This window comes from Aeromonas rivipollensis, assembly GCF_037811135.1.
GTDB lineage: Bacteria > Pseudomonadota > Gammaproteobacteria > Enterobacterales > Aeromonadaceae > Aeromonas > Aeromonas rivipollensis.
The window spans coordinates 1,100,615-1,127,353 of record NZ_CP149130.1 but is presented as its reverse complement, the minus strand read 5'-3'; the positions used below and the strand labels follow the sequence as shown (position 1 = coordinate 1,127,353).

Genomic DNA, 26,739 nt, shown 5'->3' with positions numbered 1-26,739 from the left:
CATCCCTTGTTACAATGGGCCGTCCCGACCGCCAAGAGTGCTCCCTGCCATGCAACACCTCAGGCCACACCTGCTCATCATCGATGCCCTCAACCTCATCCGCCGACTGCACGCGGTGCAGGCCCAGCAGGCGCTGACCCCGGCCCAGGCCCTGATCGCCACTCGCGCCAACCTCATCAACACCTGCAAGAAGCTGCTGGCCGCCAGCGAGCCGACCCACGTCATCGCCGTGTTTGACGGCGAGGTACACAGCTGGCGCAAGGAGATCTATCCGGCCTACAAGGAGGGGCGCACTCCCATGCCACAGGAGCTGAGGGAGGGACTGGCCGACCTGCAGGACGCCTTCTGGGAGTGCGGCGTGGATGCCCTGCTCTCCCAGACCGACGAGGCGGACGATCTTATCGCCACCCTGGCCTGCGGGATCGCCCAGCACGGCGCCAGGGCCACCATCATCTCCACCGACAAGGGCTTCTGCCAGCTCATCAGCCCGCAGATCCGGGTCCGCGACTACTTCAACAAGCGCTGGCTGGATGAGGCCTTCGTCCAGCAGCAATATGGTGTCGTCCCGGCGCAGCTGGTGGACTTCTGGGCCCTGACCGGCATCGGCGGCTCCCATATCAAGGGGGTGCCGGGCATAGGGCCAAAGACGGCGACCCAGCTGCTGCAGCAATATGGCGATCTGGTTGCCATGCTGGACGCCTGCCAGCAGGAAGACGCCGGCAAGCCTCTGCTCAAGCTGCGCCAGCACAAGGATGAGGCCCTGCTGGCCCAGCGGCTGGTGCGGCTGCAGCGGGACATCCCCCTCGGCTTCAACCTGAGGGAGATCCGCTACCCGCCCGAGCCCGACTCGGGGGCGTGATCCCCGGCACACTATTCCCCGAAACAGGCCGTACCTGTTGACATAAATGGGAAAAATGTAAAGAAACATGGAGGAAGTGGTGCAAAAATGGTATAAAACCGCCGAATCCTCCCCCTCTGTTCCCTAGAAGTGGATACGTCTCATGTCAAAAAGAAAAATTACCGTCATTCCGGGCGACGGCATAGGCCCCAGCATCATCGAATCCGCCATCCAGATCCTGACCCACGCCGGCTGTGATTTTGACTATGACTATGCCGATGCCGGTCTGGTCGCACTGGAGAAGCACGGCGAGCTGCTGCCCCAGTCCACCCTCGATTTGATTGAGAAGAACAAGGTCAGCCTGAAGGGCCCCCTCACCACCCCTGTCGGTGGCGGCTTCACCTCCATCAACGTCTCCCTGCGCAAGAAGTTCAACCTCTACGCCAACGTGCGCCCGGTGATCTCCTTCAAGGGCACCAGGAGCCGTTACGACAACATCGACATCATCACGGTGCGTGAAAATACCGAGGGCATGTACTCGGGTGCCGGCCAGAAGCGCAGCGATGACAACCAGAGCGCCGAGGCGATGAGCATCATCACCCGCGACGGTGCTGAGCGCATCGTCACCTTCGCCTTCGAGCTGGCGCGCCAGGAAGGGCGCAAGAAGGTCACCATCATCCACAAGGCCAACATCCTCAAGTCCACCTCGGGCCTGTTCCTGGAAGTGGCGCGCGAGGTGGCCGCCCGCTATCCGGATATCCAGAACGAAGAGATGATAGTCGACGCCGCCTGCATGAACCTGGTGATGTACCCGGAGCGGTTCGATGTCATGGTCACCACCAACCTGTTCGGCGACATCCTCTCGGATCTCTGCGCCGGTCTGGTCGGTGGTCTGGGGATGGCCCCCGGTGCCAACATAGGTGAGGGCGCCGCCATCTTCGAAGCGGTGCACGGCTCTGCGCCGGACATCGCCGGCAAGAACATCGCCAACCCGACCTCGGTGATCCTCGCCTCCATCCAGATGCTGGAGTACCTGGGCATGCAGGACAAGGCCGAACGCATCCGCGAGGCTGTGCGGGCGACCATCGAGTCCGGCGATCGGGTGACCCGGGATCTGGGGGGCACGGCCTCCACCAGCGAATTCACCCAGGCCATCATAGACCGTCTATAAATCATATCTAACTGATTGATTTAAAAAGGGAGCTTAGGCTCCCTTCGTTTTATACCTGATCCCCCTATCTCCCTTGTCGGATGAATACTATGTTCATAAGAGGGATAAGGAGATCCATCATGCGTGCTACTTTCATCTTGCTGATCTTCAGCAGCAGTACCATGGCACTAGACAGGCCCATCGACAACGCCTGGTTGACACCGCCCCCTCAGCACACGCCGCCGGCCAAGCAGACCTGGCAGTCCACCATAGACACCAACGATCTGCTCAAGAGCCCCAAGCCGCTCTCCCTCGGCGTGGACATCATGACCGACAGCAACGGCACCCAGCGGGTCACGCCCTACCAGAAACTGAACCTGACGGCCGAGAAGAGCGTGAGCCTCTCCTTCGAGAAGCACAAACCCAGGATCAAGTTCAACGCCGGTGGCATCCACACCTCGGTCAAGCTCCGGGGGGACGGCGTCAAGATGCAGTTCAATCCCACCGACAAGACCATTCCCCTCCAGATCGAGCTCAAGATCACCGATGACGAGTCCATGATGCGCTTCGACTACCGTTTCTGATGCATCAGAAAGCAAAAAACCGGACGGGGTCAGCCGTCCGGTTTTTATTTGGCGTCACACCGGGTGACGCGGGTGCCCTGCTCAGGACTTGGGTTCGAGCTTGGAGACCCAGAACTTGTTGTAGACGTGCACGGTGATCTCTTCGCGATCGTGGTAGAGCTGCTTTGCCTGGATCACGAACGCATTGTCGATCTCCTTGAGCATCTCCCGCAGCACCTCTATGTTGTGCACCGCCTCGGCATAACGCTTCTTCATCGGCAGCTTGAGGTTGAACATGGCCTCCTGGCAGTCGTTCTCGCGGAACCAGTCGGCAATCATGTGGACCACCCGCGCCGGCTTGTCCACCATGTCGCACACCAGCCAGTAGGTGTTCTTCTTGCCGGGCCGCCAGACGAAACCATCGTCGCGAATGTGTTTGACCTGACCGGTATCCATCAGGGACTGGGCCATGGAGCCGTTGTCCACCGCGGTCACCATCATGCCACGGCGCACCAGCTGATAGGTCCAGCCGCCCGGGCATGCGCCCAGATCGACGGCCTTCATGCCGGAGGTGAGACGCAGCTCCCACTCTTCCCGCGGCACGAACACATAGAAGGCCTCTTCCAGCTTGAGGCTGGAACGACTCGGGGCGTCCGGCGGGCAGCGCAGGCGCGGAATGCCCATGTGGAATTCGGAGTTGTTGAAGGAGTAGGAGTAGCCCAGCAACAGGTGATCATTGGCCATGAAGAAGGCGTGGAACACCGGACGGTGCGGCGTCTCCTTCTTGGTCAGGATCTCGTTGCCGCGCAGCGCCTGGCGCAGCGGCACCGTGAACTTGCGGCAGAAGGCAGAGAGCTCCTTCGCCTCGTTGGTGTCGGCCGTTTCCACCCGCAGATCGCCACAGATGGCATAGTCACGGGTCGCCTCTATGATGGGGGAAACCCGATCGGAAAGGTCCAGATCCTTCAGCTCATGGGTCACCACCAGCATCTGGCGGATGAAGATGAGCTCACGGAACGGCAGCTTGCGGGCCAGCAGATCCGCCTGCTCCTCGTCATACAGCTCGAAAATCACGTAACCGCTGTCGTCCTTGACCCGGGCGAAGCCGTAGCACTGCATGTTGCTGGCTCGTTCGGTGATCTCTGCCGCCGCCTCTTTCTCAAAACCCGGGCGGCAATAAAGCAGCAGATTATTCATTTTTTCCTCCAAGACGACAGCCGGCCCATATCAGAGCCGCCCATCCCAACATAAAACAGAGGCCACCGGCCGGGGTGATGAGCCCCAGCCCCTTGCTGCCAAGCAGCACCATGGCGTAAATACTGCCGGAGAATCCCAGGATCCCCAGCACAAAGGCGGTGCCAGCAAAGGTAATCACCTTGCTGCGCACGCCGCACCACCCCAGCACCAGCAGGGCCAGGGCGTGAAAAAACTGATACTGCACGGCGGTGTTGAACGCCGCCAGCAGTGAAGGGGCTATGCCGGTCGCCGCCAGCCCGTGAGCCCCATAGGCTCCCAGCATGGTGGCCGTCAGGCCGAAACCACCCGCCAGCACCAGCCAATGTCGATGGACTTGCATCCTCTCTCCTCGTTCTCTGCGCGCGGCCATCCCTTCAGGCACACCGGGACGGGGTCGCCGCGATAAACCCCTTGATCCGCTCCACAGCCTGTCGCAGGTTCTCCTGCTCGCTCAGGCCGCTGGCCTTCCTCGGCTTGAAGCCATGATCCCCATCGGTCAGCCAGTGGACCGATACGGCGGGGGAGAAGGGGAAATCGGCCAGCTCGGCGCGAGAGCCAAAGGTGTCGCGCTCCCCCTGCAGCAGCAGGGTCGGCGTCGTGATCTGCTTGAGCACGTCACCCCGCCAGCGATCGGGGCTGGCCGGGGGGTGGAAAGGATACCCGAGAATGAGCAATCCTGCAGCATTCATCTCGTCGCCCCCGTCATGATAGAGCTCGGCCGCCATCCGCCCCCCCATGGACTTGCCCGCCAGGAACAACCGGGGGTGGGCAAACGCGCGCACCATCTCGCGCCAGTGGGCGAGCAGCACGGGTTGCCGGTCCGGCGGCCTGCGCTTGCCGTCCTGGGCCCGTTTGCTCATGTAGGGGAAGTTGAAGCGCACCACCTCGATATCCGCCCCCGCCAGCAGCCGCGACAGCTCGGCGAGAAACCCATGATCCATGCCGGCGCCCGCGCCGTGGGCCAGCAGAATGCGAACGGGGGCGTCGCTCGCCCCCTCTCTTGTCACATCCATCCCCTCAACCATCGGCGAGACGGGCCCGGCGACGGGCCTCCTCCTGCTCCACCAGCTCCAGCATCCAATCGCGGAAGGCCACTATCTTGCCCTGATCGGACTGCTGCTCCTGGCACACCAGGTAGAAGGCATTCTTGCTCACCAACACCTGCTCGAACGGGCAGATGAGGCGACCCGCCTCAATCTCGGGTTGGGCCAGCACGCTGTGACCGAGCGCCACCCCCTGACCGTGGATCGCCGCCTGGATCACCATGGTGGAGTGGCTGAAGATGGGCCCCTGGTTAACGTTGGGGGCGTCGATGTCGAGCTGGCGGAACCAGGCCTTCCAGTCGCGCCGGGAGGTGTCGTGCAGCAGGGTGTGCCTGGTCAGATCCTCCGGGGTGCGCAGGGGCTTGGGGCCGGTCAGCAGCAGGGGGGAGCAGACCGGGATCAGGTACTCGGTGTGCAGCTTGTCCGAGCGCAGCCCGGGCCAGTTGCCACGGCCGTAGTAGATAGCCACGTCCACATCGTCGGTCAGGGATCCCTCGTCCATGTCCACCGCCTTGATCCGCACATCGATGTCGGGGTGGCGCTCGCTGAACTTCACCAGCCTGGGTACCAGCCACTGGATGGCGAAACTCGGCTGCAGGGAGACGGTGAGCGCCCCCTTGGCGCTGCGGGCCAGCAACTTGTCGGTGGCCTCGGAGATGGAGGCGAAGATGTCCTTGATGTCGAGGAAGTAGCTCTGCCCCTCCTCGGTCAGCAGCAGGGAGCGGTTCTTGCGACGGAACAGCTTGATGCCGAGGTACTCCTCCAGCGCCTTGATCTGGTGGCTGATGGCGGCCTGAGTCACAAACAACTCTTCTGCTGCGCGGGTAAAGCTTAAGTGGCGAGCCGCTGCTTCGAATGCTTTCAGGGCATTGAGCGGGGGTAAACGACGAGACATGACACCAGCCGACGATGAGTTTTTCTAATGGGGCGCATTATAAATTGTCGGTTGCGGGTCGACCAGTGAATAAACATAATTCGCCACGCAATCCGTTGCCATATGGCTCACACCTTCTCTTCCATGTTGGTTTACATGTGGTTTTTGTGAGTGGGCCGACAGCGATTGTGGTGTTGTGTTTCTTCCTCTGCGGGAAGAAGGGCTAAATCGATGCGATTTAACCCAGTCTGTCATCTGAATGTGTTTGGCGCCTCCGGTTGGATGGCGCCTTTTTTCTTATCTCTATACCCTGAACTGTCCCACCAGTTGCTGCTGCTTGTCCGCCAGTTGCGACAGCTCCCGTCCGTTGTCGGCAGAGGTGGCCGCCTCGGCCCTGATGTTGTGGCTCACGTCGCGGATGTTGCTGACGTTGCGGTTGATCTCGTCCGCCACCCCGCTCTGCTCCTGCGCAGCCCTGGCTATCTGCTCGTTCATCTGATGGATGGTGGCCACCGCATGGATGATCTGCTCCAGCACGCTGACCGACAGCTCCACCTTGCCGAGGGTCAGATCCGCCTGGCTGTGACCCGTCATGATCGCCTTGACCACCGCCTCTGTGCCCGACTGCAACTGGCCTATCAGGTTCTGGATCTCGACGATGGCATTCTGGGTACGACCGGCCAGGTTGCGCACCTCGTCGGCCACCACGGCGAAGCCGCGACCCTGTTCACCGGCCCGCGCCGCCTCTATGGCGGCATTGAGCGCCAGCAGGTTGGTCTGTTCGGCTATCCCCTGGATCACGATGAGGATGTCGTTGATGTTGTCGCTGTTGGCGGCCAGCCGCTCCACCACCGGTTTGGCGTCGCTGATCACCGCCATCAGCCTGGACATGGCCTGCTGGGTATCGGCAACCACGGACTTGCCCTCCTGCGCCGCCATGTCCGCCTGGTTGGCCGCGCTCACCGCCGAGCTGGCATTGCCCGCGACCTGCAGGGCGGTGGCGCTCAGCTCCTCGAACGCCGTCGCCACCAGATCCACCTCCTGATACTGGGACTGCATGCCGGCACTGGTGCGCTCGGCCCCCTGCGCCGCCAGCGCCGCGCTGGCCCGGGTACCGGCCACCGTATCGATCACCTGGCTGATGGTGGACTGCAGCTTGTCCAGGAAGTTGTTGAACCACTTCGCCAGCTCGCCGATCTCGTCATCACGGCGCAGGTCGATGCGCTGAGTCAGATCCCCCTCGCCGCTGGCGATGTCCTTGAGGCGGGCCACCACGGTGCGAATGGGGGCGACGATGCGCTGAGCCATCAGCCAGATGCAGAGCAGAGCAAGGGCCGAGATGGCCCCGCCGATCAACAGCTGGGTGGCGACGCTGCGCTGGGACTGAGTCTCGAGCTCATCCTGGAGTTGCAGGGCAGAGGCGAGCACCACGGCGCGGGGCAGCTCGATATAGATGCCCCACTGGCGATCCGTCCCGCGCATGCTGACCGGCACGAAGGTCTGCAGCAGGGCACCATCCGGGCTCCAGCGCGTGACCACCTCCCCCTTGGCGAGCCAGCCGTTGAGATCCGCCGACAGCCCCTGCTGATCCAGGGTATCCCCAAGGGCGACCTTGAACCCTTCGACCCCGGCCACCCGGCCCTCGTGACTGAGCAGCAGCACCTTGCCCTGCCCCTCATAGAGCGTCTTGTCCATCTCCTCCACCAGGTTTTGCAAGGTGGCCAGCGAGATGTCGACCCCGACCATGCCGAGCAGGGCCCCCTGATCCAGCAAGGGGGCCGTTACCGAGGTCATCAGCACCTGCCGGGTGCCCACCTCGTCCACATAGGGATCGAGCAGGCAGAGGGCACGGCTGCGAATGCTGCAGCTGTACCAGTCATTCTCCAGGCCACCGTGCCCGGACGGCTTGTCGTTGGCCAGCAGCGCCTCGTCCATCACCTCCAGGGTCACCTTGCCGTCGACTCTGGCCCAGTAGCTGGAGAAGCGCCCCTTGTCGTTGGCCCCGAGCGCGGTCGAGCCCTGATAGTTGGCGTCTTCGCCGTCGAGCTGGTTGGGTTCGAATACCGCATAGACCCCAAGCAGGTTGGCGGAGGATTCTGCCGCGTCCTGCAACTGCTGGTTCACGGCATTGCGCAGCGCCTCGGAGTGAACGAAGTTGTCGGCCGCATTCTTGCGCTGGAACAAAATGCCCTCCGCCAGCAGGGTGGCCCTGAAATAGGCCTCGTCGAGGTAGCTGGTCACTCTGGCCGCCTGGGTGGACCCCATGGCCTTCATCCAGTTTTCTGCCGCGTGCTGCCCCTCCAGGGTGGTGGAGGTGAGCACCTGCTCCTGCATACGGGCCGCATTGAAGAGGGAAGAGGCGACCAGTGCGGCGGCACTGGCCAACAGGCAACAACCGGCGATCAGGGTGATCCGTCCCTGAACAGAAAGAGAACTCATGCCACGATTTCCTAACGTCTACAGATGTGAACACTGTATCGGTTTTGGACACAAAAACTTAACTAAATCAGCTGAGATCCAGGCTCAGTTGATTGATTTCCCCGGCCCCTGGCAGGCCGACCACCAGACCGAGCAGGCGGATGGGTTTTCCTTGAGCCCGTTGCAGCCCCTCGTGCAGCAGATCGTGGAAACGGGTCGCCTGGTAGCTCCCCTTGCGATAGACGGTGGTCTGCTGAAAATCGGCAAACTTCAGCTTGATCCCCTGCCCCATCAGCGCCTCCGCAGGGCAGGCCCTGGCAAAGCGCAGCTCCAGCTCGGGAATGAGCCGGCTGAGCACCTCCCAACAGGCGGCTTCATCCAGCACGTCGCTGGCCAGGGTCGTCTCCACCCCTATGGTCTTGCGGGTCCGCTGGGCTTGCACCGGCTGCTCATCGTGCCCCCAGATGCGACCGGCGAGCATCTCCCCCAGCTTGCCGAAGCGGCTCACCAGCTCCTCGTTGCCGAGCTGGCGCGCATCCTCGCAGGAGTAGAGCCCGAGGGACTCCAGCCGCTGGGCCGTCTTGCGGCCTATGCCGGGTAGCTTGCCAAGCGGCAGCTGGCGCACGAACTCGTCCACCTCCCGGGGCCTTATCACGAACAGCCCGTCCGGCTTGCGTTGCTCGGAGGCGAGCTTGGCCAGAAACTTGTTCGGCGCCACCCCGGCCGAGGCGGTCAGCCCCAGTTCGCGGGCGATGGCGGCGCGGATCTCGGCCGCCATCAGGGTGGCGCTGCCGCCGCAGTGGGGGCTGTCCGTGACATCGAGGTAGGCCTCATCCAGTGAGAGCGGCTCCACCCTGTCGGTGTAGCGCAGGAAGATGGCCTGCAACTGGCGGGAGGTCTCCTTGTAGACGGCCATCCGGCCCGGCAGCAGCACCAGCGGCGGGCAGAGCTTCCTGGCCAGGGCGCTCGGCATGGCGGAGCGCACCCCGAAGCGGCGCGCCACATAGTTGCAGGTGGAGATGACGCCGCGCCGGTCGGCCGAGCCGCCGATGGCCAGCGGCACCTCCCGCAGGGCCGGGTTGTCCCGCATCTCCACCGCGGCGAAGAAGCAGTCCATGTCGATGTGAATGATCTTGCGCATGCCAGAGTCTGTTGAGCCGTCGGCGCCTGCCGCGTGGTTGGGTGCACCCGCCGCTGTGGTGACGAGGCGGCAACACCACTGTATGAATAACCAGTCAAGACCCCATGCTACCCCAGCCCTGTCATTTCTGCCAGCGCACGGAAGGCGACGGACGGATAGACTCTCAAGGCACCATCCACATCAGACTCAAGGAGGAGAGATGAGAGCGATCTGGCCGGGACTCTGCCTGCTGCTGTTGCCGCTGACGGGCATGACCAAGGACCATCCGACCGCCGAGTGCAGCTGGCTGTTTGAGCGCATAGAGATACTGGAGAAGGCCATCAAGCAGGGGGACGAGCTGGGCACCAGGGAGGAGCTGGCGCAGAGGAAAGCGGAATTTAGCAAGAAATCCTGCCACAAATACGATTACTGAGCGCCATGAAAACGCGAGCCGACCCAGGGTCGGCTCGCGTGGATTCGATGCCCCCGCACAGGGGCTCGCCCTCAGAGGATGCGGTTGTCCACCAGCATCTTGCGACGGGCCTCTTCCTTGGCCATCTTCTTCTTGCGATTGTCGCAGGGCTCCGGGCAGTCACACTCCTTCTCGATCCCTATGGTGCCAAGGCCGCCACAGGAGCCGGAGATGGTCTTCTTCTGGAAGATGTAGCCGATGGCCATAGCCACCACCACCACCAGAAACACCCCGAAGGTGATCAGAAAGATCTGCATGGTATTACCCCTTTACTGTTTAACCAGATACGGCTCAACGGCATCCGGCGACAAGATTCTCAGGCAGCGCCATCCCGATGAGTGATGGCGCTACCTGTACTGTTAGCCGGGCTGCTTGGCCAGGTAGGGCTTGAAGGCATCCGAGTAAGCCTCCTCGAAGCCCTCGTCCGTCTTGGTGATGACGAAGATGGCCAGACCCCGCTCCTTGGCATAGGCCAGGCTCTTCTGCGTACCCATGACGGTCAGCGCCGTGGCCAGCCCGTCTGCCGTCATGCAGGAGGGGTGGATCACTGTCACCGACACCATGCGATGGGTGATGGGCTTGCCCGTCAGCGGATCTATGGTGTGGGAGACGCGCTTGCCATCCAGCTCGTAGTAGTTGCGATAGTCCCCCGAGGTGGCGACGCCGTTGTCCCCTGGCACTATCACTTCCTGCACCGAGCCGGCATTGGCGGTCGGCTTCTCGATGGCGACACGCCAGGGATGACCCTTGCCGTTGACGCCATTGATCCGCAGCTCGCCGCCGATCTCCACCAGGTAGTTGCGCGCCCCCAGGGACTCCAGGTACTCGGCCACCTTGTCCACCCCGAAGCCCTTGGCGATGGCGGAGAGATCCACGTAGAGATCCGGGATGTCCTTTTGCAGGGTGTCGGCGTCGACCGAGGTTACCACATGCAGATTGCCGAGGCCCGTCTTCTGCCGGGTCTGGGTGATCTGCTCGTCGGATGGCACCTTGGTCGGTTTGGCATCCGGCCCAAAGCCCCACAGATTGACCAGGGGGCCCACGGTGACGTCCAGCGCCCCGCGGCTCTCGCGGCCAATGTGAATGGCCTCGGTCACCACCCGGGCCGTGTCACGGGAGACCACCAGCGGGGTATTGCCCTTGTGCTGGTTGAAGCGCGACAGCTCGGAATCCGGGCGGTAAGTGGACATCTGATCGTTGACCCGTTCCAGCAGGACATCCACCTCGGCCTGAAGCTTGGCGGCATCCGTGACGGCGGCATCCGCCACCTTGATGGAGTAGTAGGTGCCCATGGTGCTGCCGGTGATGTGGATCTCCGGCTTCGATTGGACCGATTCCTGACCGCACCCAGTCAAGAAAAAGGCTAGCCCGAAGGCTAGCCAGGTCTTTACAACACTGTGCATGGATTAACCACCAAAGTCATCCAGGAGGATGTTCTCGTCTTCAACGCCGAGGTTTTTCAGCATGTTGATGACGGCAGCGTTCATGACGGGAGGTCCACACATGTAGAACTCGCAGTCTTCCGGTGCCTCGTGGTTCTTGAGGTAGTTCTCGAACAAGACGTTGTGGATGAAGCCGGTGTAGCCATCCCAGTTGTCTTCCGGTTGCGGATCCGACAGGGCGACGTGCCACTGGAAGTTGTCGTTCTCGGCGGCCAGCATGTCGAAGTCCTCGACATAGAACATCTCGCGCTTGGAACGGGCACCGTACCAGAAGCTCATCTTGCGCTTGGACTTCAGGCGACGCAGCTGGTCGAAGATGTGGGAACGCATCGGCGCCATGCCGGCACCACCACCGATGAACACCATTTCGGCGTCGGTGTCCTTGGCGAAGAACTCGCCGAACGGACCCGAGATGGTCACCTTGTCACCAGCCTTGAGGCTGAAGATGTAGGAGGACATCTGGCCGGGAGGCGCAGTCCAGTTGCTGGGCGGCGGGGTCGCGATCCGTACGTTCAGCATGATGATGCCGAACTCTTCCGGATAGTTCGCCATGGAGTAGGCGCGGATGATCGGCTCGTTGACCTTGGACTCCAGCTCGAAGATCTTGAAGCGATCCCAGTCCCCGCGATACTCCTCGGGAATGTCGAAGTTCTTGTACTGCACGTGGTGGGCAGGGGCTTCGATCTGGATATAACCACCGGCGCGGAACGGCACGCTCTCCCCATCGGGGATCTGCAGCTTGAGCTCCTTGATGAAGGTGGCCTTGTTGTCATTGGAGATGACGGTACAGTCCCACTTCTTCACGCCGAAGATCTCTTCCGGCAGCTCGATGTCCATGTCGGAACGGACTGTGACCTGACAGGCCAGACGCTCGCCATGACGGGCTTCGCCCTTGCTGATGTGATCCAGCTCGGTCGGCAATATGTCGCCGCCGCCGGCTTTCACTCGCACCTTGCACTGACCACAGGAGCCGCCGCCGCCACAGGCGGAGGAGACGAAGATACCGCTGCCGGCCAACACGCCGAGCAGCTTGCCACCCGCCGGGCTGGTGACAGCCTTGGCCGGGTCGCCGTTGATGCTGATTGTCACGTCACCTGCGGTCACCAGCTTGGACTTGGCGAACAGAATGACTGCCACCAAGGCCAGCAGGATCACGGTGAACATGACCACACCCAGAATAATTTCCATCTATATTTCCTTTCCGATTACAGGGAAATACCAGAGAAGGACATGAAGCCCAGTGCCATCAGACCCGCGGTGATGAAGGTGATGCCGAGGCCACGCAGGCCTTCCGGAACATCGGAGTACTTCATCTTCTCGCGGATCCCTGCCATCGCGACTATGGCCAGCATCCAGCCTGCACCCGACCCCACGCCATAGACCACAGACTCCACGAAGTTGTAGTCACGCTGCACCATGAAGGAGACGCCGCCGAAGATGGCGCAGTTCACCGTGATGAGCGGCAGGAAGATGCCGAGGGCGTTGTAGAGCGCCGGGAAGTACTTGTCCAGCGCCATCTCCAGGATCTGCACCAGGGCCGCGATCACCCCGATGAAGGTGATGAAGCTCAGGAAGCTGAGATCCAGGCCGGAGACCAGGGCACCGTCTTTGAGCACGTAGTTGTAGATCAGGTTGTTGGCCGGAACGGCAACGGTCTGAACCACGATAACGGCAATACCCAGACCCATGGCGGTCTTGACCTTCTTGGACACCGCCAGGAAGGTACACATCCCCAGGAAGAAGGAGAGCGCCAGGTTTTCGATGAAGATCGAACGAATCAACAGACTCAGATAGTGTTCCATACCTTAATCCTTTGCCTCCACCTGCTTGGGATCCTTGGTGCGTACGCCCCAGATGATCAGACCAATGATGAAGAATGCACTCGGCGGCAGCAGCAGCAGGCCGTTAGGCACATACCAGCCACCGTTGTTCACCAGCGGCAGCAGCTCGATGCCGAACCAGGTGCCGGAGCCCAGGATCTCGCGCACAGTCGCCACCACCAGCAGCACGGCGCCATACCCCAGACCGTTGCCGATGCCGTCCAGGAAGGAGGGCAGCGGTGCGCTCTTCATGGCATAGGCTTCGGCACGACCCATCACGATACAGTTGGTGATGATGAGGCCGACGAACACCGACAGCTGCTTGGAGATGTCATAGGCATAGGCCTTGAGCACCTGGTCAACCACGATAACCAGCGAGGCAATCACCGCCATCTGGGCGATGATCCGCACGCTGTTCGGGATCTGGTTGCGGATCAGGGAGATGAACAGGTTGGAGAAGGCGGTGACCGCGGTAACGGCCAGCGTCATCACGAACGCCGTCTTCATCTGGCTGGTAACGGCCAGCGCGGAACAGACACCCAGCACCTGCAGTGCGATGGGGTTGTTGCCGAGCACAGGCGTCAACAGCAATTTTTTCATTTCGCTCTTGTCAGCCATTGTTGATTTCTCCTGCACGTACCTTGGCCAGGAAGGGACCGAAGCCCTTGGGGCCCATCCAGAAGTCGAAGGTGTGCTGTACGCCATTACCGGTCAGGGTTGCGCCAGACAGGCCGTCGATTTCATGCTCGGAACCAGCCGGAGCATGGCCCTTGATCACCCGCAGCGCAGGCTGACCGTCCTGATCGAACAGCTTCTTGCCGACGAACAGCTCGCGCCAGGCCGGGTTCTCGATCTCGCCGCCCAGACCCGGGGTTTCACCGTGGTCATAGTAGGTGATGCCCTTGATGGTCTGGCCATCGGCCGCGACTGCCACGAAGGCATACATGGTGGACCACAGACCCTGGCCGTAGATCGGCAATATGATGTTGTCGACCTTGCCTTGGGCATCTTTCGCGAAGAACACCGGGATCAGCTTGGAGATCTGACGCAGACCAGCCTTGTCGTCGGCAGGTGCCAGACGAACACTCTTGGCCGGATCTTTGGCCGCCAGCTTGGTGTCGAAGTTGTCGGCATCGCCGTCAACGAACTCACCGGTGGCCAGATCCACCAGACGCGCTTCAATCTTGTCGCCATACAGCTGGGCCAGGTCACGCTTGGCCACAGAGCTGACATCGACACCGGCAACGGACAGTATGTTGCTTTGCTTGTCCAGCGCCTTGTTTTCCAGCTGGGCCGGACGCAGACCCACGGCGGCCACGGAGACCACGATGGAGCAGACCAGACACAGACCGGTCACTACGGCGAGAGTGCCGGTAGTAGAGTCTTTATTAAACGCCACGTGCGATCCTCCGCTTGATGTTCGCCTGCGCCACGAAATGGTCAAACAAGGGGGCAAACAGGTTGGCAAACAGAATGGCCAGCATCATGCCTTCCGGGAACGCGGGGTTCACGACACGGATCAGCACGACCATGACGCCGATGAGGGCGCCGTACCACCACTTGCCCTTGTTGGTAAAGGCGGCGGAGACAGGATCAGTCGCCATGAAGGCCATGCCGAAGGCGAAGCCGCCCAGCACCAGATGCCAGTGCCACGGCATGCTGAACATGGGGTTGGTGTCTGAACCTATGACGTTGAACAGCAGAGAGGTCGCCACCATGCCGATCATGACGCCGGCGATGATGCGCCAGGAGGCGATCCGCATATAGACGATCATGGCCGCACCGATGAGGATCATCAGGGTGGAGACTTCACCGATGGAACCCGGCAGGTTGCCGAGGAAGGCATCCATCCAGCTGATGGCTTCACCGGTGGCACCGTTGATCAGCGCCATCTGGCCGCCCTGAGCCCACTGGCTCAGGGCAGTTGCGCCTGAATAGCCGTCAACGGCCACCCAGACGGCATCGCCGGAGATCTGACCCGGGTAGGCGAAGAACAGGAACGCACGACCTGCCAGGGCCGGGTTCAGGAAGTTCTTGCCGGTCCCACCGAACACTTCCTTGGCCAGCACCACGCCGAAGGTGATGCCGAGCGCGGCTTGCCACAGGGGCAGCTCGGGCGGCACTATCAGGGCGAACAGGATGGAGGTCACGAAGAAGCCTTCGTTGATCTCGTGCTTGCGCACCATGGCGAACAGCACTTCCCAGAAGCCACCGACCAGGAACACGGTCAGGTAGATGGGCAGGAAGTGCGCCGCACCGATCAGCATCTTGCTGCCGATGCCGGCCACGGCCGGATCCAGCGAGGCACCCAGCAGGGTCGCTATGGTGTATTGCCAGGTATCGGCACCGGCCGCGCTGCCCAGATGGGCGATGGCGGCGATGGACTGGTTGCCGACGTTGTACATGCCCCAGAACATGGCCGGGAACACGGCCAGCCACACCATGATCATCATGCGCTTCAGATCGATCGCATCACGGACGTGGGCGGCATTGCGGGTCACGGACCCGGGGGTATAAAACAGGGTATACGCCGCCTCGAACAGGGCATAGTACTTGGCGTACTTGCCACCCGGCTCGAAGTGATGTTCCATATTTTCAAGAAGTTGCTTGAAACTCATCGCTTAACCTTCCAGTTCTATCTTGGTCAGGCACTCACGCAAGACTGGGCCGTACTCTGTCTTGCCGGGGCAGACGAAGGCACAGAGCGCCAGATCTTCCTCATCCAGCTCCAGGCAGCCGAGCGCTTGTGCGCTGTCGGTGTCGCCGGAGACCAGATCCCGCAGCAGCAGGGTCGGCAGGATGTCGAGCGGCATCACGCGCTCATAGTTGCCGATAGGCACCATGGAGCGATCACTACCGTTGGTGGTGGTAGTGAAGTTGATGAGTTTGCCCTTCATCAGATGAGAGAGGGTGGTGCGGGTGATGGAGAACTTGTCGGCACTGGGTTTGACCCAGCCCAGGAACTCTTTCTCACGACCTTCACCCAGTACGCTCACCTGATTGTGGTAGCGACCCAGGTAGTCATGAACCCCTTCGGCCTTGGCACCGCTGAGCAGGGAACCGGAGATGATGCGATTCTCGTCCGCACGCAGCTCGTTGTTGGTCAGCTGGCTGATGCAGGCGCCCAGACGGGTGCGCAGCAGGCGCGGCTTGATCACGTTCGGGCCGGCCAGGGCGATCACCTTGTCGGTGAAGATCTGACCGGTGGTGAACAGCTTGCCGTAGGCGATCACATCCTGATAGTTGATGTGCCACTGCACTTTCTTGGCACCGACCGGGTCCAGAAAGTGGATGTGGGTACCGGGCAGGCCGGCAGGGTGCGGGCCGACAAACACGGCTTCCTTGACCTGGGCCAGGGAGGCGTGCGGCAGGCTGGCTTCGCCCTTGCAGACGTGGACGGTGCCATCGGTCAGGCGGCTCAGCACGGCCAGACCGTCGAGGAAGGCCTGGGCCTGTTCCTTGATGATGATCTCGGCGTTGGCGGCCAGCGGGTTGGTGTCCATGGCGGTGACGAAGATGGCACGCGGGGCAGAGCCCACTGCCGGCACCTTGCTGAATGGACGGGTACGCAATGCGGTCCATTGGCCTGATGCGACCAGGATGTCCTGCACCTTGCTGCGCTCGAGCTGTGCCAGCTCGGCAGACGCAAAGTGTTCAAAGGTCACCTGTTCGTCAGAACCATCGATGTCGATGACAACGGATTGCAGAACACGCTTGGCACCACGGTTGATCTCAGAAACCACACCGGTGGCAGGGGCCGTGAATTTAACGCCGGGATTCTTCTTATCTTCGAAGAGCTCCTGACCTTTAATGACGCGATCACCTACTTTGACGAACATAGTAGGACGCATCCCCACGAACTCTTCGCCGAGTGTAGCAACACGGGTGATGGCCGGGCCATCGTAGATTACTTGCTCCGGAGCACCCAGCACGGGGATGTCCAGTCCTCTTTTAATTGTAATCATACTCACTTGCACTACCGTTAAGGGAAGACAGGTTGGTTAGCGCCGAGAAATACATCACGACGAGTTGTTGAATGAGCCCGTCAACATCGCGGTAAAATGTCGATAAAACAAACAAATCAGCAACATACAGGATCATTCAAAAGCGACTGAGTTTACCACCTTAGACAAGTCAGTCGCCACGCCAAATGGGGAAAATCCCCGTCCTATCACAAAATTAACCTCCAATGAATATTTCCCTTCCATCCCTGCAACCCGTGGTTTTAAAGGATTCTTTGTTTTGCTACCCATATGGAGGTATTTTCCCTTGCCTCAAAGGTTGATTAGAAAAAGTAATCATTACCCTGTTCCAATGCGCTCGGGGCCGGAGGCTAGCGCCCCGGCCCTGTCGTGATAATTTTGTTAATTAATCGACAATTGGGTAATGAAAAGGTCAATGGGTCAGGCAAAGGGGGACTTGCTGACACAGCCCGGGGTTTTGGGGGCCTGCTCCCGGGCCTGCCACTCCGCCTCGGTATAGGTATGTAGCGCCAGCGCATGGATGGTCCCCGCCAGCTCCTCTGCCAGCACGCCGTTGACCTGACGATGGCGTCCCAGCAGGCGCTGCCCCTCGAAGGCCTGGCTCACCACTATGACCTTGAAGTGGCTCTCGGATCCCGGTTCCACCCTGTGCATGTAGCTCTCGTTGATCACTTCCAGATGACTGGGGGACAAGGCGGCGGCCAGTTTGGCCTCTATCTGTTGTTGCATGCTCACGGGCAAGACTCCCTCGTTGAATATCCGGCCATTGTAGCCAGGGTTGCATGCCGGATGCATCAGGCCCGCTTCAATATAGAGGATGGCCGGGCGCCTCCTCGCTGCGGGCTGGTGAAATTCTCCGTCGCCGCTAGAATAGCGCCACTTTCCCTGCCTGCCGGGCAACACGGTGCGGGCAGGCGTCATCTATCAGCAACACCTTGGACTCTCTTACTTATGCAAACCCTGCTCGACACTGCCCATTGTCGTCTGACCCTGTATCGCTACCCACGGCAGAGCCAGGATCCCCTGCAGGCCTGGGATGCGGCGGACGAGTACCTGATCAACACCCTGGCCGAGGAGCCGCTCGAACAGGATGGCCCCGTCATCATCATGAACGACGGCTTCGGCGCCCTGGCCGCCTATCTGCACGGCCATGGCCCGGTCTGCGTGAGCGACTCCTACATCAGCGAGCGGGCCACCCTGGCCAATCTGGCGGAGAACGGGCTGGAGGCGAGCGGGATCACCCTGCAGGATGCCCTGGCCCCGCTGCCTTCAGCCCCTGCACTGGTGGTGATCAAGGTCTCCAAGTATCAGGCGCTGCTGGAGCAGCAACTGCTGGCCCTGCGTGCGGTAGTCACCCCGGCCACCCGCATCCTGGCCGCCGGCAAGGCAAAAGACATTCACAGCTCCACCCTCAAGCTGTTTGAGAAATACCTGGGAGCGACTCGCACCTCGCTGGCCTGGAAGAAGGCGCGCCTCATTCACTGCGAGCCGCAGGCCGATCGCTCTGCCCTGACCAACCCCTTCCCGACCGTCTGGCCGCTGGAGGGCACCGACATGCTCATCCACAACCATGCCAACGTCTTCTCGCGCACCAGCCTGGATATAGGCGCCCGCTTCATGCTGGACAATTTGCCGATCCACAGTGCCCGCAAGGTGATAGACCTTGGCTGCGGCAACGGGGTGCTGGGTCTCTCGCTGCTGGCAAAGGACAGCGAGGTGGAGGTGACCTTCATCGACGAATCCCACATGGCGGTCGCCTCGGCGCGGCTCAACGTCGAGCACAACCTGCCGGACGCCCTGCCGCGGGCCCACTTCATGGTCAACAACTGTCTCGACGGCGTGGCGGTCGGGGCAGCGGATCGGATCCTCTGCAATCCCCCCTTCCATCAGTTGCAGGCGATCACCGATCACATCGCCTGGCAGATGTTCACCGACGCACACCGGGTGTTGCCTCAGGGGGGTGAACTCTGGATAGTAGGCAACCGTCATCTGGACTATCACAACAAACTCAAGCGCTTGTTTGCCAACGCACAAGTCGTTGCGTCGAACAGCAAATTCGTTATTTTGAAAGCCATCAAACGCTAAAGATAAAGCTAAAGGAAACCCATGATGAAAAAGTCACTCTTGCTGCTGGCCGCCCTGATACTGGGTGGTTGTGCCACCCACTGGCCGGAGACGGCGTTGCTCAATCCGCAAGTCATCCCCTCCAACCAGCAGTACTACTCTGGCAACCGCATCACCATGGAAGGGGTGGACAAGCGCGAGGCCGCCTATGTCTTCTCCATCAAGAAGAAAGAGAAGGCTCCCGTGCTGGTCAACAGCAGCCAGCCCCTCAACAACCTGCTGGCGGAAAAACTGGCGGAAGGGTTGCGCAGCCAAGGCCTCGAAGTGGGTAACAGCGGCACCACCAACCTGACCCTGGCCATCTCCACCGCCGCCGTCACGGTCGAGGAGAAGACCTTTACCTATGTCACCAAGTCCAAGGTCAGCCTGCAGGTGATCGCCGACTTCCAGGGCAACAAGCTGACCAAGCAGTTCAACATGTCTTCCAGCAAGGAGGAGCCGGGTGAGCCTACCATGGCCGATCTGGAGTCCACCCTGAACCAGCAACTGGGCAGCGTGCTGCAACAGATCATGGCCGACCAGGCACTGCGCGGTTATCTCAAAGGCCAGCCTAGCTGAGCAAGGAGCTTATAAATGAAGAAACTCTGGTTACTGGCCACCCTGATCGCCCCCCTGGCGTTCGCCGGACAAAAAGTCCAGATGGAGACCAACCACGGCAACATAGTGGTGGAGCTGGCCCCCAAGCAGGCGCCGCAGACGGTGAAGAACTTCCTGCGCTACGTGGCGGATGGCAGCTATGACGGCAGCCTGTTCCACCGGGTGATCCAGAACTTCGTGGTGCAGGGCGGGGGCTATAATCAGCAATTCCAGCCGCTGCCGACCTTCGACCCCGTGGTCAACGAGTCCAGGGGCGGCCTGCCCAACAAGCGTGGCAGCATCGCCATGGCCCGCACCCAGGCGGTCGACAGCGCCACCCGCCAGTTCTACTTCAACCTGGTGGACAACGACAACCTCAACGCCAATGCCGGCGCCGGTTATACGGTGTTCGGCCAGGTGGTGCAGGGCATGGAGGTGCTGGACAAGCTGGCTCAGGTCCAGACCGGCTACAGCTCCATACTGCGCGCCAATGACGTGCCGACCAGCCCCATCATCCTGAAAAAAGTGGTGCTGCTGGCAGACAAATAACGCGGGGCGGATCACATTCCACCACAGCGTTGCCCGGGTCACCGGCGCCCCCTTTCTATACTCTGGCCTTGTCCTATTTGTGCGGGACATGGCCAGGCAGAGAGAGGAGGTTCCGGTGACTTGTCACGATTACATTGCCCAACACGCCATTGAGCTGGCTCAGGCGGTTCGTCACTTTCTGGCACGGGAAATGCCCTATCGGCAGCTCGAGGATCTGAGCTGGCAACTCCTCTCCCGCTGGCAGGCGCTGCCCGCCATCCCCATTGACAAAGCGCCCGCCACCGAGCAGGAGGGGGTGTTCTGGCACCTGCTCCACAGCCTGCATCTGTGGGACGAGCATCAACTCATCACAGACACCTGGTTGCGTCAGCAACTGATGGCCTGCGCCAGCTTCCTCGTGGCAGAGGGGCCCTGTCCGCGCCACTGCATCGGCTCAAGACCCTGAATCCCGGGCCACTCAGTTCGGCTTGCCTTGGCTATCCCCCTCGAACCTGACAAAATGACCCCCTTTTCTCTGAGGAGTCAGGCAGTTGAACAATCTCCGCCCGCCCAGCCACACCCCGGACCGCGCCACAAGCTGGCGAGACGCCCTCGCCGTCTATCTGGAAGCGCGGGTACTCACTCTGTTTGCCATGGGCTTCTCCTCCGGCTTGCCCTTGCTGCTGGTCTTCGGCACCCTCTCCTTTTGGCTGCGCGAAGCCGATGTCAGCCTGACCGACATCGGCTACATGAGCTGGGTGGCGCTGGCCTATGGCTTCAAGTGGCTGTGGTCGCCGCTGGTTGACAGGATGCCGCTGCCATTGCTCTCCCGGCTGCTGGGGCGGCGACGCAGCTGGATGCTGCTCTCCCAGGTGCTGATCGCCCTCTCCCTGGTGGGCATGGCCTATTGCGATCCCAAAACCCAGCTCGCCCAGCTCGCCCTGTTCGCCCTGCTGGTGGCGTTTTGCTCCGCGACCCAGGATATCGTCATCGATGCCTACCGTATCGAGTCGGCACCTGAGCGCCTGCAGGCGGCCATGGCGGCCTCCTACATGACGGGTTACCGGCTCGCCATGATAATGGCAGGGGCGGGCGCGCTGGCGCTGGCGGCCTGGCTTGGCAGCAACGACAGCTATGACTACCGCGGCTGGCAGCTCACCTACCTGCTGATGGCGGGACTGATGTCCCTCGGCATCATCACCACACTGCTAAGCCACGAGCCGGATATCGACCTCCATCGCCAGAACGAGCAACAGATGGAGCGCAAGGCGCTGCTGCTCGAGCGGGGCTGGCCGCGGACCCTGGCCGGGCTGGGCGCCTGGACCTATGAGGCCATCTGGTGCCCCTTTGCCGATTTCTTCCGCCGCTACGGCGGCTCGGCCCTGCTGATCCTCGGGCTCATCGCCTGCTATCGCATCTCGGATGTGGTGATGGGGGTGATGTCCAACAGCTTCTATGTGGATCTGCAGTTCAGCAAGACGGAGGTGGCCACCATCACCAAGGTGTATGGCGTCATCATGACGCTGGTGGGGGCGGCCCTGGGGGGCGTATTGGTGATGCGCTTCGGCACCCTGCGCATCCTGTTTCTCGGCGCAGTGCTCACCGCCAGCACCAATCTGCTGTTCGCCCTGCTCAACGAAGTGGGTCACGATCTGGAGCTGCTGACCCTCATCATCTCCCTGGACAACCTCAGCGCCGGCATTGCGACGGCGGCCTTTGTGACCTATCTGTCGAGCCTGACCAACGTCGCCTTCTCGGCGACCCAGTACGCCCTGTTCAGCTCCATCATGTTGCTGATGCCCAAGCTGCTGGCGGGTTTTTCCGGCCAGGTGGTCGAACAGATCGGCTACAGCAGCTTCTTCGTCGGCACCAGTCTGCTCGGCATCCCTGTCATGATACTGATCATCATGGTTGCCAAACGAGGCGATGCTTTGTTACCACAAGCGGACAAATAGCAAGCGTTTGCGCCATTTTGGGGGTGATTAGATTCACAAAACCGGACAAAGTTCCCTGGCTCTTGTTTATCCGATGAATTTATTTGGCTAGAATCCCTTCCGCTCCTTGTGGGCAGGCTACGGAAAACCTCAACTAACGCACAAGAGACCAATAAAATGGCCAAATTTACCAAGACTCTGATCGCTGCCGGTCTGCTGGCTGCATCCGCCACTCCGGCCCTTGCTGCCGATTACAGCGGCGACATCCACAAGAACGACTACAAGTGGTTCCAGTTCAACGTGATGCACACCATCGATCAGCTGCCCTACAGCGAATCTGAAGGTGGTTACAACGATACCTACTTCGAAATGGAGTTTGGTGGCCGCTCTGGTATCTTCGATCTGTACGGTTACGTCGACGTCTTCGACATCTTCCAGAACCGTCACGACGACAAGCACAACCAAGACAACCTGTTCATCAAGTTCGCACCGCGTATCTCCATCGATGCCATGACCGGCAAAGATCTCTCCTTCGGCCCGGTGCAGGAAGTCTACATCGCCAACCTGATCAACGTGGGTGGTCCGGATGGTCTGTTTGAAGCCATGACCGGTCTGGGTGCAGACGTACAAGTGCCCTGGTTCGGCAAGGTTGGCATGAACCTGTATGCCCGTCACGTCAACGAAGGCGGCGGCGAGCAGGGCTGGAACGGCTATCAGTTCTCCATGAACTGGTTCAAGCCTTTCTACACCTTCTCCAACGGCAGCTTCGTAGCCTATCAGGGTTACCTGGATCACCTGTTTGATGCCAAGGACACTTCCACCGACGGTACCGCCATGTTCAACGGCCTGTACTGGCACTCCGACCGCTACGCCGTCGGTTACGGTCTGAAGTACTTCAACGACATCTATGGCATCCAGAACGGTTCCTACGGTCTGAAGACCACTGGTTTCGGCCACTACTTCTCCGTGACCTACAAGTTCTAATCGAACTCGTCACACGGACACAAAAAACCGGAGCATCTGCTCCGGTTTTTTTATGGCGCTTCCTCGATGAGGGGAGTGGCCAGGGCCCTCCCCCTTCATAATCAATCGCGGAAGTTCTGGAACTGCATCGGCTGACCCAGCTCGGCGCCACGCACCAGTGCCATGGTCTCCTGCAGATCGTCACGCTTCTTGCCGGTGACGCGCACTTCGTCACCCTGGATGGCGACCTGCACCTTGATCTTGGAATCCTTGATGAGCTTCACCAGCTTCTTGGCGATCTCTTTCTCGATCCCCTGCTTGAATTTCACCGTCAGGTGGAAACGCTTGCCGGAGTGAACGCTGTCACCCACGTCCATTGAGCTGTTCTCGATGTTGCGCTTGAGCAGGGCTGCGCGCAGGATCTCGACCATCTGCTTGAGCTGGAAATCCGCATCGGCCTCCAGCTTGACCTCTTCCTTGTTCAATTCGAAGCTGGCTTCCACACCACGAAAATCGAAACGGGTCGCCAGTTCACGATTGGCGTTATCGACGGCGTTCAACACCTCGTTCATTTTGACTTCAGAGACAATATCGAATGACGGCATAGCCGGGCTCCTCATGCTGTACTTCAGGTTGTGCTGACAAAGGGGCAAATCTACCAGAAAACCGGCAAATTTGCTGATTTCAATGGGATTGCTCTGCTAGAATCCCCTGCGCACAGGAATGGCGAGACCCGTTAGTGTCCGCCGAGCGACATCTTCACTTATCCCCGGTAGCGAGTTGTTCGGAACGCAGCCACTACCCTGATTGAGCCTCTCCATGCCAAGCGGATTACGCGACAACAACCTGAAAAACAGCCGACACCCCTCCTCCCCTCACTGGTCCTTGCTGGGCTGCGGTGCCCTGGGCGGCGTCTTCGCCTCCTTGCTGACCCAAAGTGGCCAGCCGACCCGTGTCCTGCTGAGCGAGCGGCACCGCGCCACCCTGCACCCCGGCATCGACTTCACTTCCCTCGAGGGCCACACCCAGTTGCTCGCCATCGAGCGGGGTTTCATCGACAAGCCCGGCACCATCCAGCGACTGCTGGTGATGACCAAGGCGGGTCAGGTTGTGTCGGCCCTGACGCCCCTGGTGGGCAAGCTGGCGGCAGGGGTTCCCATAGTGCTGTTGCACAATGGCATGGGCATAGCCGAACAGGTGGTACAGCTGTTTCCGCATAACCCCGTCATTGCCGGTGTCACCAGCCACGGCGCCATGCAATGCGGCCACTTCGTGTTCCGCCATACCGGCAAGGGCGAAACCTGGCTCGGTCCGATCAATGAGGCCGCCAAGGCCCATTCCGCCCTGGCAGACCAGCTCGCCACCGCTCTCGGTCAAGCCGGCTGGGATGAGCAGATCCTGACCCGCCAGTGGCAGAAACTCGCCATCAACTGCGCCATCAACCCGCTCACTGCGCTTTACAAGCTCAAGAATGGCGAGCTGGCCGGCCCGCGCTTCGCCGATGTGCTGCAACAGATCTGCGTGGAAGTGGCTGACGTGATGCAGGCCGAAGGCCAGCCGACCGGCAGCGACGAGCTGCTGCGCCGCGTCATGACGGTGGTGGAACTCACCGCCGACAATTACTCTTCCATGTATCAGGACATGGAGCAGGGGCGTGAGACCGAGATCGAGGCCATCACCGGCTTCCTGCTCGGCAAGGCCGCCGCCCACGGCATAGCGGTGCCGGTCAACCAGGGCCTCTATCAGGCCGTCAAAGAGAAGCGCTGAGCAGAGCGGCACTGCCGGCGATGAAGGAGTACAGGATGACAGTACTGGTATTGGTGGCCCCGGGGTCGGAAGAGATAGAGACTGTCGCCATCGTCGACACCCTGGTGCGCGGCGGCATAGAGGTGGTGCTGGCCTCCTGCTGCCCCACGGGAGCGCGCCAGATCCGCGCCTCCCGCGGGGTACAGCTGGTGGCGGATTGCCATCTCGATGAGCTGACCAGCCGTGACTTCGATGCCATGGTCGTGCCGGGCGGTCTGCCCGGCAGCGAAGTGATCCGCGACACTCCCCTCGCCATCGACCTGCTAAAGGAGCAGGCGGCCCTCGGCCGCTGGCGCGCGGCCATCTGCGCCGCCCCCGCCGTGGTACTGCATCATCACGGCTTGCTGGGGGACGCCAGCGCCACCTGTCACCCGGGCTTTCAGGCCCGCCTGCCCGCCGCGCAACTGAGTACGGCCCGGGTGGTGCGGGATGATGCCCATCGTCTCATCACCAGCCAGGGCCCCGGCACCGCCATCGAGTTCGCCCTCGAGATAGTTCGGGTGCTGCGAGGTGACGAAGCTGCCCTTGCGGTAGCCGGCCCCATGGTGTTGCCCCCTTAGGTCTTGCCATAACCGCACCAGGCATTCCCCTTGGAACGACAGAGCCCCCCTTGCCACTGGCAAGGGGGGCTCTGTTATGGGCAGACCACAGACTGGCAAACCCTGGCACCGATTGCCCGCTTGCAAGACCACGCATTCTTGCTGTCTAGGGTGTCAACGCCTGAGCTGCTTCCGGGGTTATCTCTTCCCCCAGCAACTCGCGCACGTCACCCACGGTGAAGATATTACGGCCCTGGGCATATTGTTCCGCCAGCAGCTGGTTGCAACGGGTCAACCGTTCGCTCGGCTTGGCCCACTGTTCGGGTGGCAATGGCTCACTCCAGGCTGCCAGCTCGGGATGGGCAGCGAAGTAGCGCTCAGCAAAGCGCTGCTGCAAACGGCTCTGGATATTGATGCGCAGTATGCCAAAGCGGGTACCGTTCAGTTCCCACCAGAGCCTGCGCAAGGGGGAGAAGGCGCTGCGGGGTATCTTCCGCTCCCGACAGAACTCCTCAATCATGCCGTCAAAGGTGACCGGAGCCGGCTCATCGATGGCCTCGGGCCCCTCTTCCATATAACGGCGGATCATCTCCCACTCGCTAGCCCCCACCTCCTTGCTAAGGGTGCCGACGTTCATGCCGGACCAGAAGTGGCCGGGTCGCTCGTCCGAGTTGATACCGAAAAACAGGCTCGCCATGGTCATGACACCACTCACCGAGACCGCTGACCCCTCTCCCACCATGGCGCACATTTCTTCCCAAGGGAAAATCCGGACTTCGGTGCGCTTGGTGCGCTTGTCCCAGCGCGACAGCATCACCTCGCGGCGCTGGCGGTGAAAGCGAAATGGCAACACCCGGCGCAGCTGCTGCTGATGCTCCCACAACATTTTTAATGTCAAAAACAAGGCAAACCCCGGCCCCATCCCCAATCCCAGAACGGCCCCCAGCAGATTCATCCAGCTAAACTCCATCACCCACTGGTTATGTCCAACCCAGACCTCCTGATAGTTGCCAGCCCAGACGCCAGCCCAACCCTGACCATTACTCATGCCAGATCCTGGCGGCCCCCAGAACATTCCGGCGAAGATAAGTAAACCGAGCACCCAGAACGAATACAGAATTTGGGTTTGAAAGAGAGAGCCGCCCGCCCCCCCCAGCTCGATATAATGGGGGTACTTTTTAGTCAGCCAGTCGGTGCGGCGCATCGGCGGTACATTGGTCATCACCGGCAGAGGGCTGAATACGGTGCGGGCGCCGAGGCGCTCCTGGCGGTGCTGGCCGGCAAAAAACGGCAATGGGGAATGTTTCATA

At 61.0% G+C, this 26,739-nt stretch carries 29 protein-coding genes; 12 read left to right on the top strand and 17 right to left on the bottom strand.

Annotation, left to right across the window (positions count from 1 at the left end):
* Positions 1-49: 49 nt before the first annotated feature.
* The 3 genes from xni to WIR04_RS05260 all read left to right on the top strand — a co-directional run bounded on the left by xni (position 50) and on the right by WIR04_RS05260 (position 2,572).
* The gene (gene xni, locus WIR04_RS05270; protein ID WP_338891029.1) at positions 50-859 is read left to right on the top strand and encodes a flap endonuclease Xni; all 810 of its coding nucleotides are present in this window, start codon (positions 50-52) and stop codon (positions 857-859) included.
* Between the two features lie 142 nt (positions 860-1,001).
* A complete protein-coding gene (locus WIR04_RS05265; RefSeq protein ID WP_025327939.1) occupies positions 1,002-2,009 on the top strand; it encodes an isocitrate dehydrogenase in 1,008 nt (335 codons plus the stop codon).
* Positions 2,010-2,128: 119 nt separating this feature from the next.
* Positions 2,129-2,572, top strand: coding sequence for a hypothetical protein (locus WIR04_RS05260; protein ID WP_338891025.1), 444 nt, complete (start codon positions 2,129-2,131; stop codon positions 2,570-2,572).
* 81 nt (positions 2,573-2,653) lie between these two features.
* On the opposite strand, the gene rlmM is transcribed toward WIR04_RS05260, so the two are convergent.
* The 6 genes from rlmM to dinB form a co-directional block, all read right to left on the bottom strand.
* Positions 2,654-3,748 carry a 23S rRNA (cytidine(2498)-2'-O)-methyltransferase RlmM gene (gene rlmM, locus WIR04_RS05255; protein WP_025327941.1) on the bottom strand — a complete coding sequence of 365 codons (1,095 nt, stop codon included), beginning with the start codon at positions 3,746-3,748 and terminating at the stop codon, positions 2,654-2,656.
* Entirely contained in the window at positions 3,741-4,127 is a 387-nt protein-coding gene (locus WIR04_RS05250) for a DUF423 domain-containing protein (RefSeq protein ID WP_307764101.1), read from the bottom strand. Before WIR04_RS05250 ends, rlmM begins: the two co-directional genes overlap by 8 nt.
* Before the next feature lie 34 nt (positions 4,128-4,161).
* On the bottom strand, positions 4,162-4,800 hold the full coding sequence (locus tag WIR04_RS05245) for an alpha/beta family hydrolase (protein WP_338891021.1): 639 nt from the start codon (positions 4,798-4,800) through the stop codon (positions 4,162-4,164).
* 4 nt (positions 4,801-4,804) lie between these two features.
* Positions 4,805-5,725, bottom strand: a complete 921-nt coding sequence (locus tag WIR04_RS05240) for a transcriptional regulator GcvA (RefSeq protein ID WP_025327944.1) — start codon at positions 5,723-5,725, stop codon at positions 4,805-4,807.
* Positions 5,726-6,007: 282 nt separating this feature from the next.
* Positions 6,008-8,143, bottom strand: coding sequence for a methyl-accepting chemotaxis protein (locus tag WIR04_RS05235; RefSeq protein ID WP_338891018.1), 2,136 nt, complete (start codon positions 8,141-8,143; stop codon positions 6,008-6,010).
* A 67-nt stretch (positions 8,144-8,210) separates the two neighbouring features.
* On the bottom strand, positions 8,211-9,263 hold the full coding sequence (gene dinB, locus WIR04_RS05230; RefSeq protein WP_338891016.1) for a DNA polymerase IV: 1,053 nt from the start codon (positions 9,261-9,263) through the stop codon (positions 8,211-8,213).
* 199 nt (positions 9,264-9,462) lie between these two features.
* Here dinB and WIR04_RS05225 point away from each other — a divergent pair, with 199 nt between their 5' ends.
* Complete coding sequence (locus WIR04_RS05225) at positions 9,463-9,675, top strand: hypothetical protein (RefSeq protein WP_005330720.1); 213 nt, start codon at positions 9,463-9,465, stop codon at positions 9,673-9,675.
* Between the two features lie 71 nt (positions 9,676-9,746).
* On the opposite strand, the gene nqrM is transcribed toward WIR04_RS05225, so the two are convergent.
* From nqrM to WIR04_RS05180, 9 genes are all read right to left on the bottom strand, one after another.
* Positions 9,747-9,971, bottom strand: a complete 225-nt coding sequence (nqrM, locus tag WIR04_RS05220) for a (Na+)-NQR maturation NqrM (RefSeq protein WP_005330718.1) — start codon at positions 9,969-9,971, stop codon at positions 9,747-9,749.
* A gap of 102 nt (positions 9,972-10,073) precedes the next feature.
* A complete protein-coding gene (locus WIR04_RS05215; RefSeq protein ID WP_338891013.1) occupies positions 10,074-11,117 on the bottom strand; it encodes an FAD:protein FMN transferase in 1,044 nt (347 codons plus the stop codon).
* Positions 11,118-11,120: 3 nt separating this feature from the next.
* Complete coding sequence (gene nqrF / locus WIR04_RS05210) at positions 11,121-12,344, bottom strand: NADH:ubiquinone reductase (Na(+)-transporting) subunit F (protein ID WP_025327948.1); 1,224 nt, start codon at positions 12,342-12,344, stop codon at positions 11,121-11,123.
* Between the two features lie 17 nt (positions 12,345-12,361).
* On the bottom strand, positions 12,362-12,958 hold the full coding sequence (gene nqrE, locus WIR04_RS05205) for an NADH:ubiquinone reductase (Na(+)-transporting) subunit E (protein WP_005330713.1): 597 nt from the start codon (positions 12,956-12,958) through the stop codon (positions 12,362-12,364).
* 3 nt (positions 12,959-12,961) lie between these two features.
* Entirely contained in the window at positions 12,962-13,594 is a 633-nt protein-coding gene (locus WIR04_RS05200) for an NADH:ubiquinone reductase (Na(+)-transporting) subunit D (RefSeq protein WP_005330711.1), read from the bottom strand.
* A complete protein-coding gene (locus WIR04_RS05195) occupies positions 13,587-14,375 on the bottom strand; it encodes a Na(+)-translocating NADH-quinone reductase subunit C (protein WP_202046957.1) in 789 nt (262 codons plus the stop codon). Before WIR04_RS05195 ends, WIR04_RS05200 begins: the two co-directional genes overlap by 8 nt.
* Positions 14,365-15,594 carry an NADH:ubiquinone reductase (Na(+)-transporting) subunit B gene (locus WIR04_RS05190; protein WP_042649549.1) on the bottom strand — a complete coding sequence of 410 codons (1,230 nt, stop codon included), beginning with the start codon at positions 15,592-15,594 and terminating at the stop codon, positions 14,365-14,367. The genes WIR04_RS05195 and WIR04_RS05190 overlap by 11 nt, the downstream gene beginning before the upstream one ends.
* Positions 15,595-15,597: 3 nt before the next feature.
* Positions 15,598-16,941, bottom strand: a complete 1,344-nt coding sequence (locus WIR04_RS05185; RefSeq protein WP_338891005.1) for a Na(+)-translocating NADH-quinone reductase subunit A — start codon at positions 16,939-16,941, stop codon at positions 15,598-15,600.
* Between the two features lie 438 nt (positions 16,942-17,379).
* A complete protein-coding gene (locus WIR04_RS05180) occupies positions 17,380-17,688 on the bottom strand; it encodes a BolA family protein (RefSeq protein ID WP_303806327.1) in 309 nt (102 codons plus the stop codon).
* A gap of 222 nt (positions 17,689-17,910) precedes the next feature.
* Between WIR04_RS05180 and WIR04_RS05175 the strand changes: the two genes are divergently transcribed.
* From WIR04_RS05175 to WIR04_RS05150, 6 genes are all read left to right on the top strand, one after another.
* Positions 17,911-19,044: a methyltransferase gene (locus WIR04_RS05175; RefSeq protein ID WP_338891003.1), complete on the top strand. Its 1,134-nt coding sequence runs from the start codon at positions 17,911-17,913 to the stop codon at positions 19,042-19,044.
* A 24-nt stretch (positions 19,045-19,068) separates the two neighbouring features.
* Entirely contained in the window at positions 19,069-19,641 is a 573-nt protein-coding gene (locus WIR04_RS05170) for a YajG family lipoprotein (protein WP_025327954.1), read from the top strand.
* Positions 19,642-19,656: 15 nt separating this feature from the next.
* Positions 19,657-20,208 (top strand): peptidylprolyl isomerase, encoded by a 552-nt coding sequence (locus tag WIR04_RS05165; protein ID WP_106886050.1) that lies wholly within the window; start codon positions 19,657-19,659, stop codon positions 20,206-20,208.
* 115 nt (positions 20,209-20,323) lie between these two features.
* Positions 20,324-20,653: a hypothetical protein gene (locus WIR04_RS05160; protein ID WP_338890999.1), complete on the top strand. Its 330-nt coding sequence runs from the start codon at positions 20,324-20,326 to the stop codon at positions 20,651-20,653.
* A gap of 85 nt (positions 20,654-20,738) precedes the next feature.
* Complete coding sequence (locus WIR04_RS05155) at positions 20,739-22,142, top strand: AmpG family muropeptide MFS transporter (protein WP_420883445.1); 1,404 nt, start codon at positions 20,739-20,741, stop codon at positions 22,140-22,142.
* A gap of 156 nt (positions 22,143-22,298) precedes the next feature.
* Positions 22,299-23,105 (top strand): outer membrane protein OmpK, encoded by an 807-nt coding sequence (locus WIR04_RS05150; protein WP_025327958.1) that lies wholly within the window; start codon positions 22,299-22,301, stop codon positions 23,103-23,105.
* A gap of 101 nt (positions 23,106-23,206) precedes the next feature.
* Here WIR04_RS05150 and WIR04_RS05145 read toward each other — a convergent pair whose 3' ends face one another.
* The gene (locus WIR04_RS05145) at positions 23,207-23,689 is read right to left on the bottom strand and encodes a YajQ family cyclic di-GMP-binding protein (RefSeq protein ID WP_025327959.1); all 483 of its coding nucleotides are present in this window, start codon (positions 23,687-23,689) and stop codon (positions 23,207-23,209) included.
* A gap of 214 nt (positions 23,690-23,903) precedes the next feature.
* On the opposite strand from WIR04_RS05145, the gene WIR04_RS05140 reads away from it, so the two are divergent.
* A complete protein-coding gene (locus WIR04_RS05140; RefSeq protein ID WP_289978061.1) occupies positions 23,904-24,851 on the top strand; it encodes a ketopantoate reductase family protein in 948 nt (315 codons plus the stop codon).
* A gap of 35 nt (positions 24,852-24,886) precedes the next feature.
* Positions 24,887-25,450 (top strand): DJ-1 family glyoxalase III, encoded by a 564-nt coding sequence (locus WIR04_RS05135; protein WP_338890994.1) that lies wholly within the window; start codon positions 24,887-24,889, stop codon positions 25,448-25,450.
* 145 nt (positions 25,451-25,595) lie between these two features.
* On the opposite strand, the gene WIR04_RS05130 is transcribed toward WIR04_RS05135, so the two are convergent.
* On the bottom strand, positions 25,596-26,738 hold the full coding sequence (locus WIR04_RS05130; RefSeq protein ID WP_338890992.1) for a hypothetical protein: 1,143 nt from the start codon (positions 26,736-26,738) through the stop codon (positions 25,596-25,598).
* Between the last annotated feature and the right edge of the window lies 1 nt (position 26,739).

Excerpts from the sequence above, each read along its gene's own strand:
- xni (WP_338891029.1), top strand. The coding sequence starts at position 50 with ATGCAACACCTCAGGCCACACCTGCTCATCATCGATGCCCTCAACCTC.
- WIR04_RS05265 (WP_025327939.1), top strand. The coding sequence starts at position 1,002 with ATGTCAAAAAGAAAAATTACCGTCATTCCGGGCGACGGCATAGGCCCC.
- WIR04_RS05260 (WP_338891025.1), top strand. The coding sequence starts at position 2,129 with ATGCGTGCTACTTTCATCTTGCTGATCTTCAGCAGCAGTACCATGGCA.
- rlmM (WP_025327941.1), bottom strand. The coding sequence starts at position 3,748 with ATGAATAATCTGCTGCTTTATTGCCGCCCGGGTTTTGAGAAAGAGGCG.
- WIR04_RS05250 (WP_307764101.1), bottom strand. The coding sequence starts at position 4,127 with ATGCAAGTCCATCGACATTGGCTGGTGCTGGCGGGTGGTTTCGGCCTG.
- WIR04_RS05245 (WP_338891021.1), bottom strand. The coding sequence starts at position 4,800 with ATGGATGTGACAAGAGAGGGGGCGAGCGACGCCCCCGTTCGCATTCTG.
- WIR04_RS05240 (WP_025327944.1), bottom strand. The coding sequence starts at position 5,725 with ATGTCTCGTCGTTTACCCCCGCTCAATGCCCTGAAAGCATTCGAAGCA.
- WIR04_RS05235 (WP_338891018.1), bottom strand. The coding sequence starts at position 8,143 with ATGAGTTCTCTTTCTGTTCAGGGACGGATCACCCTGATCGCCGGTTGT.
- dinB (WP_338891016.1), bottom strand. The coding sequence starts at position 9,263 with ATGCGCAAGATCATTCACATCGACATGGACTGCTTCTTCGCCGCGGTG.
- WIR04_RS05225 (WP_005330720.1), top strand. The coding sequence starts at position 9,463 with ATGAGAGCGATCTGGCCGGGACTCTGCCTGCTGCTGTTGCCGCTGACG.
- nqrM (WP_005330718.1), bottom strand. The coding sequence starts at position 9,971 with ATGCAGATCTTTCTGATCACCTTCGGGGTGTTTCTGGTGGTGGTGGTG.
- WIR04_RS05215 (WP_338891013.1), bottom strand. The coding sequence starts at position 11,117 with ATGCACAGTGTTGTAAAGACCTGGCTAGCCTTCGGGCTAGCCTTTTTC.
- nqrF (WP_025327948.1), bottom strand. The coding sequence starts at position 12,344 with ATGGAAATTATTCTGGGTGTGGTCATGTTCACCGTGATCCTGCTGGCC.
- nqrE (WP_005330713.1), bottom strand. The coding sequence starts at position 12,958 with ATGGAACACTATCTGAGTCTGTTGATTCGTTCGATCTTCATCGAAAAC.
- WIR04_RS05200 (WP_005330711.1), bottom strand. The coding sequence starts at position 13,594 with ATGGCTGACAAGAGCGAAATGAAAAAATTGCTGTTGACGCCTGTGCTC.
- WIR04_RS05190 (WP_042649549.1), bottom strand. The coding sequence starts at position 15,594 with ATGAGTTTCAAGCAACTTCTTGAAAATATGGAACATCACTTCGAGCCG.
- WIR04_RS05185 (WP_338891005.1), bottom strand. The coding sequence starts at position 16,941 with ATGATTACAATTAAAAGAGGACTGGACATCCCCGTGCTGGGTGCTCCG.
- WIR04_RS05180 (WP_303806327.1), bottom strand. The coding sequence starts at position 17,688 with ATGCAACAACAGATAGAGGCCAAACTGGCCGCCGCCTTGTCCCCCAGT.
- WIR04_RS05175 (WP_338891003.1), top strand. The coding sequence starts at position 17,911 with ATGCAAACCCTGCTCGACACTGCCCATTGTCGTCTGACCCTGTATCGC.
- WIR04_RS05170 (WP_025327954.1), top strand. The coding sequence starts at position 19,069 with ATGAAAAAGTCACTCTTGCTGCTGGCCGCCCTGATACTGGGTGGTTGT.
- WIR04_RS05165 (WP_106886050.1), top strand. The coding sequence starts at position 19,657 with ATGAAGAAACTCTGGTTACTGGCCACCCTGATCGCCCCCCTGGCGTTC.
- WIR04_RS05150 (WP_025327958.1), top strand. The coding sequence starts at position 22,299 with ATGGCCAAATTTACCAAGACTCTGATCGCTGCCGGTCTGCTGGCTGCA.
- WIR04_RS05145 (WP_025327959.1), bottom strand. The coding sequence starts at position 23,689 with ATGCCGTCATTCGATATTGTCTCTGAAGTCAAAATGAACGAGGTGTTG.
- WIR04_RS05140 (WP_289978061.1), top strand. The coding sequence starts at position 23,904 with ATGCCAAGCGGATTACGCGACAACAACCTGAAAAACAGCCGACACCCC.
- WIR04_RS05135 (WP_338890994.1), top strand. The coding sequence starts at position 24,887 with ATGACAGTACTGGTATTGGTGGCCCCGGGGTCGGAAGAGATAGAGACT.
- WIR04_RS05130 (WP_338890992.1), bottom strand. The coding sequence starts at position 26,738 with ATGAAACATTCCCCATTGCCGTTTTTTGCCGGCCAGCACCGCCAGGAG.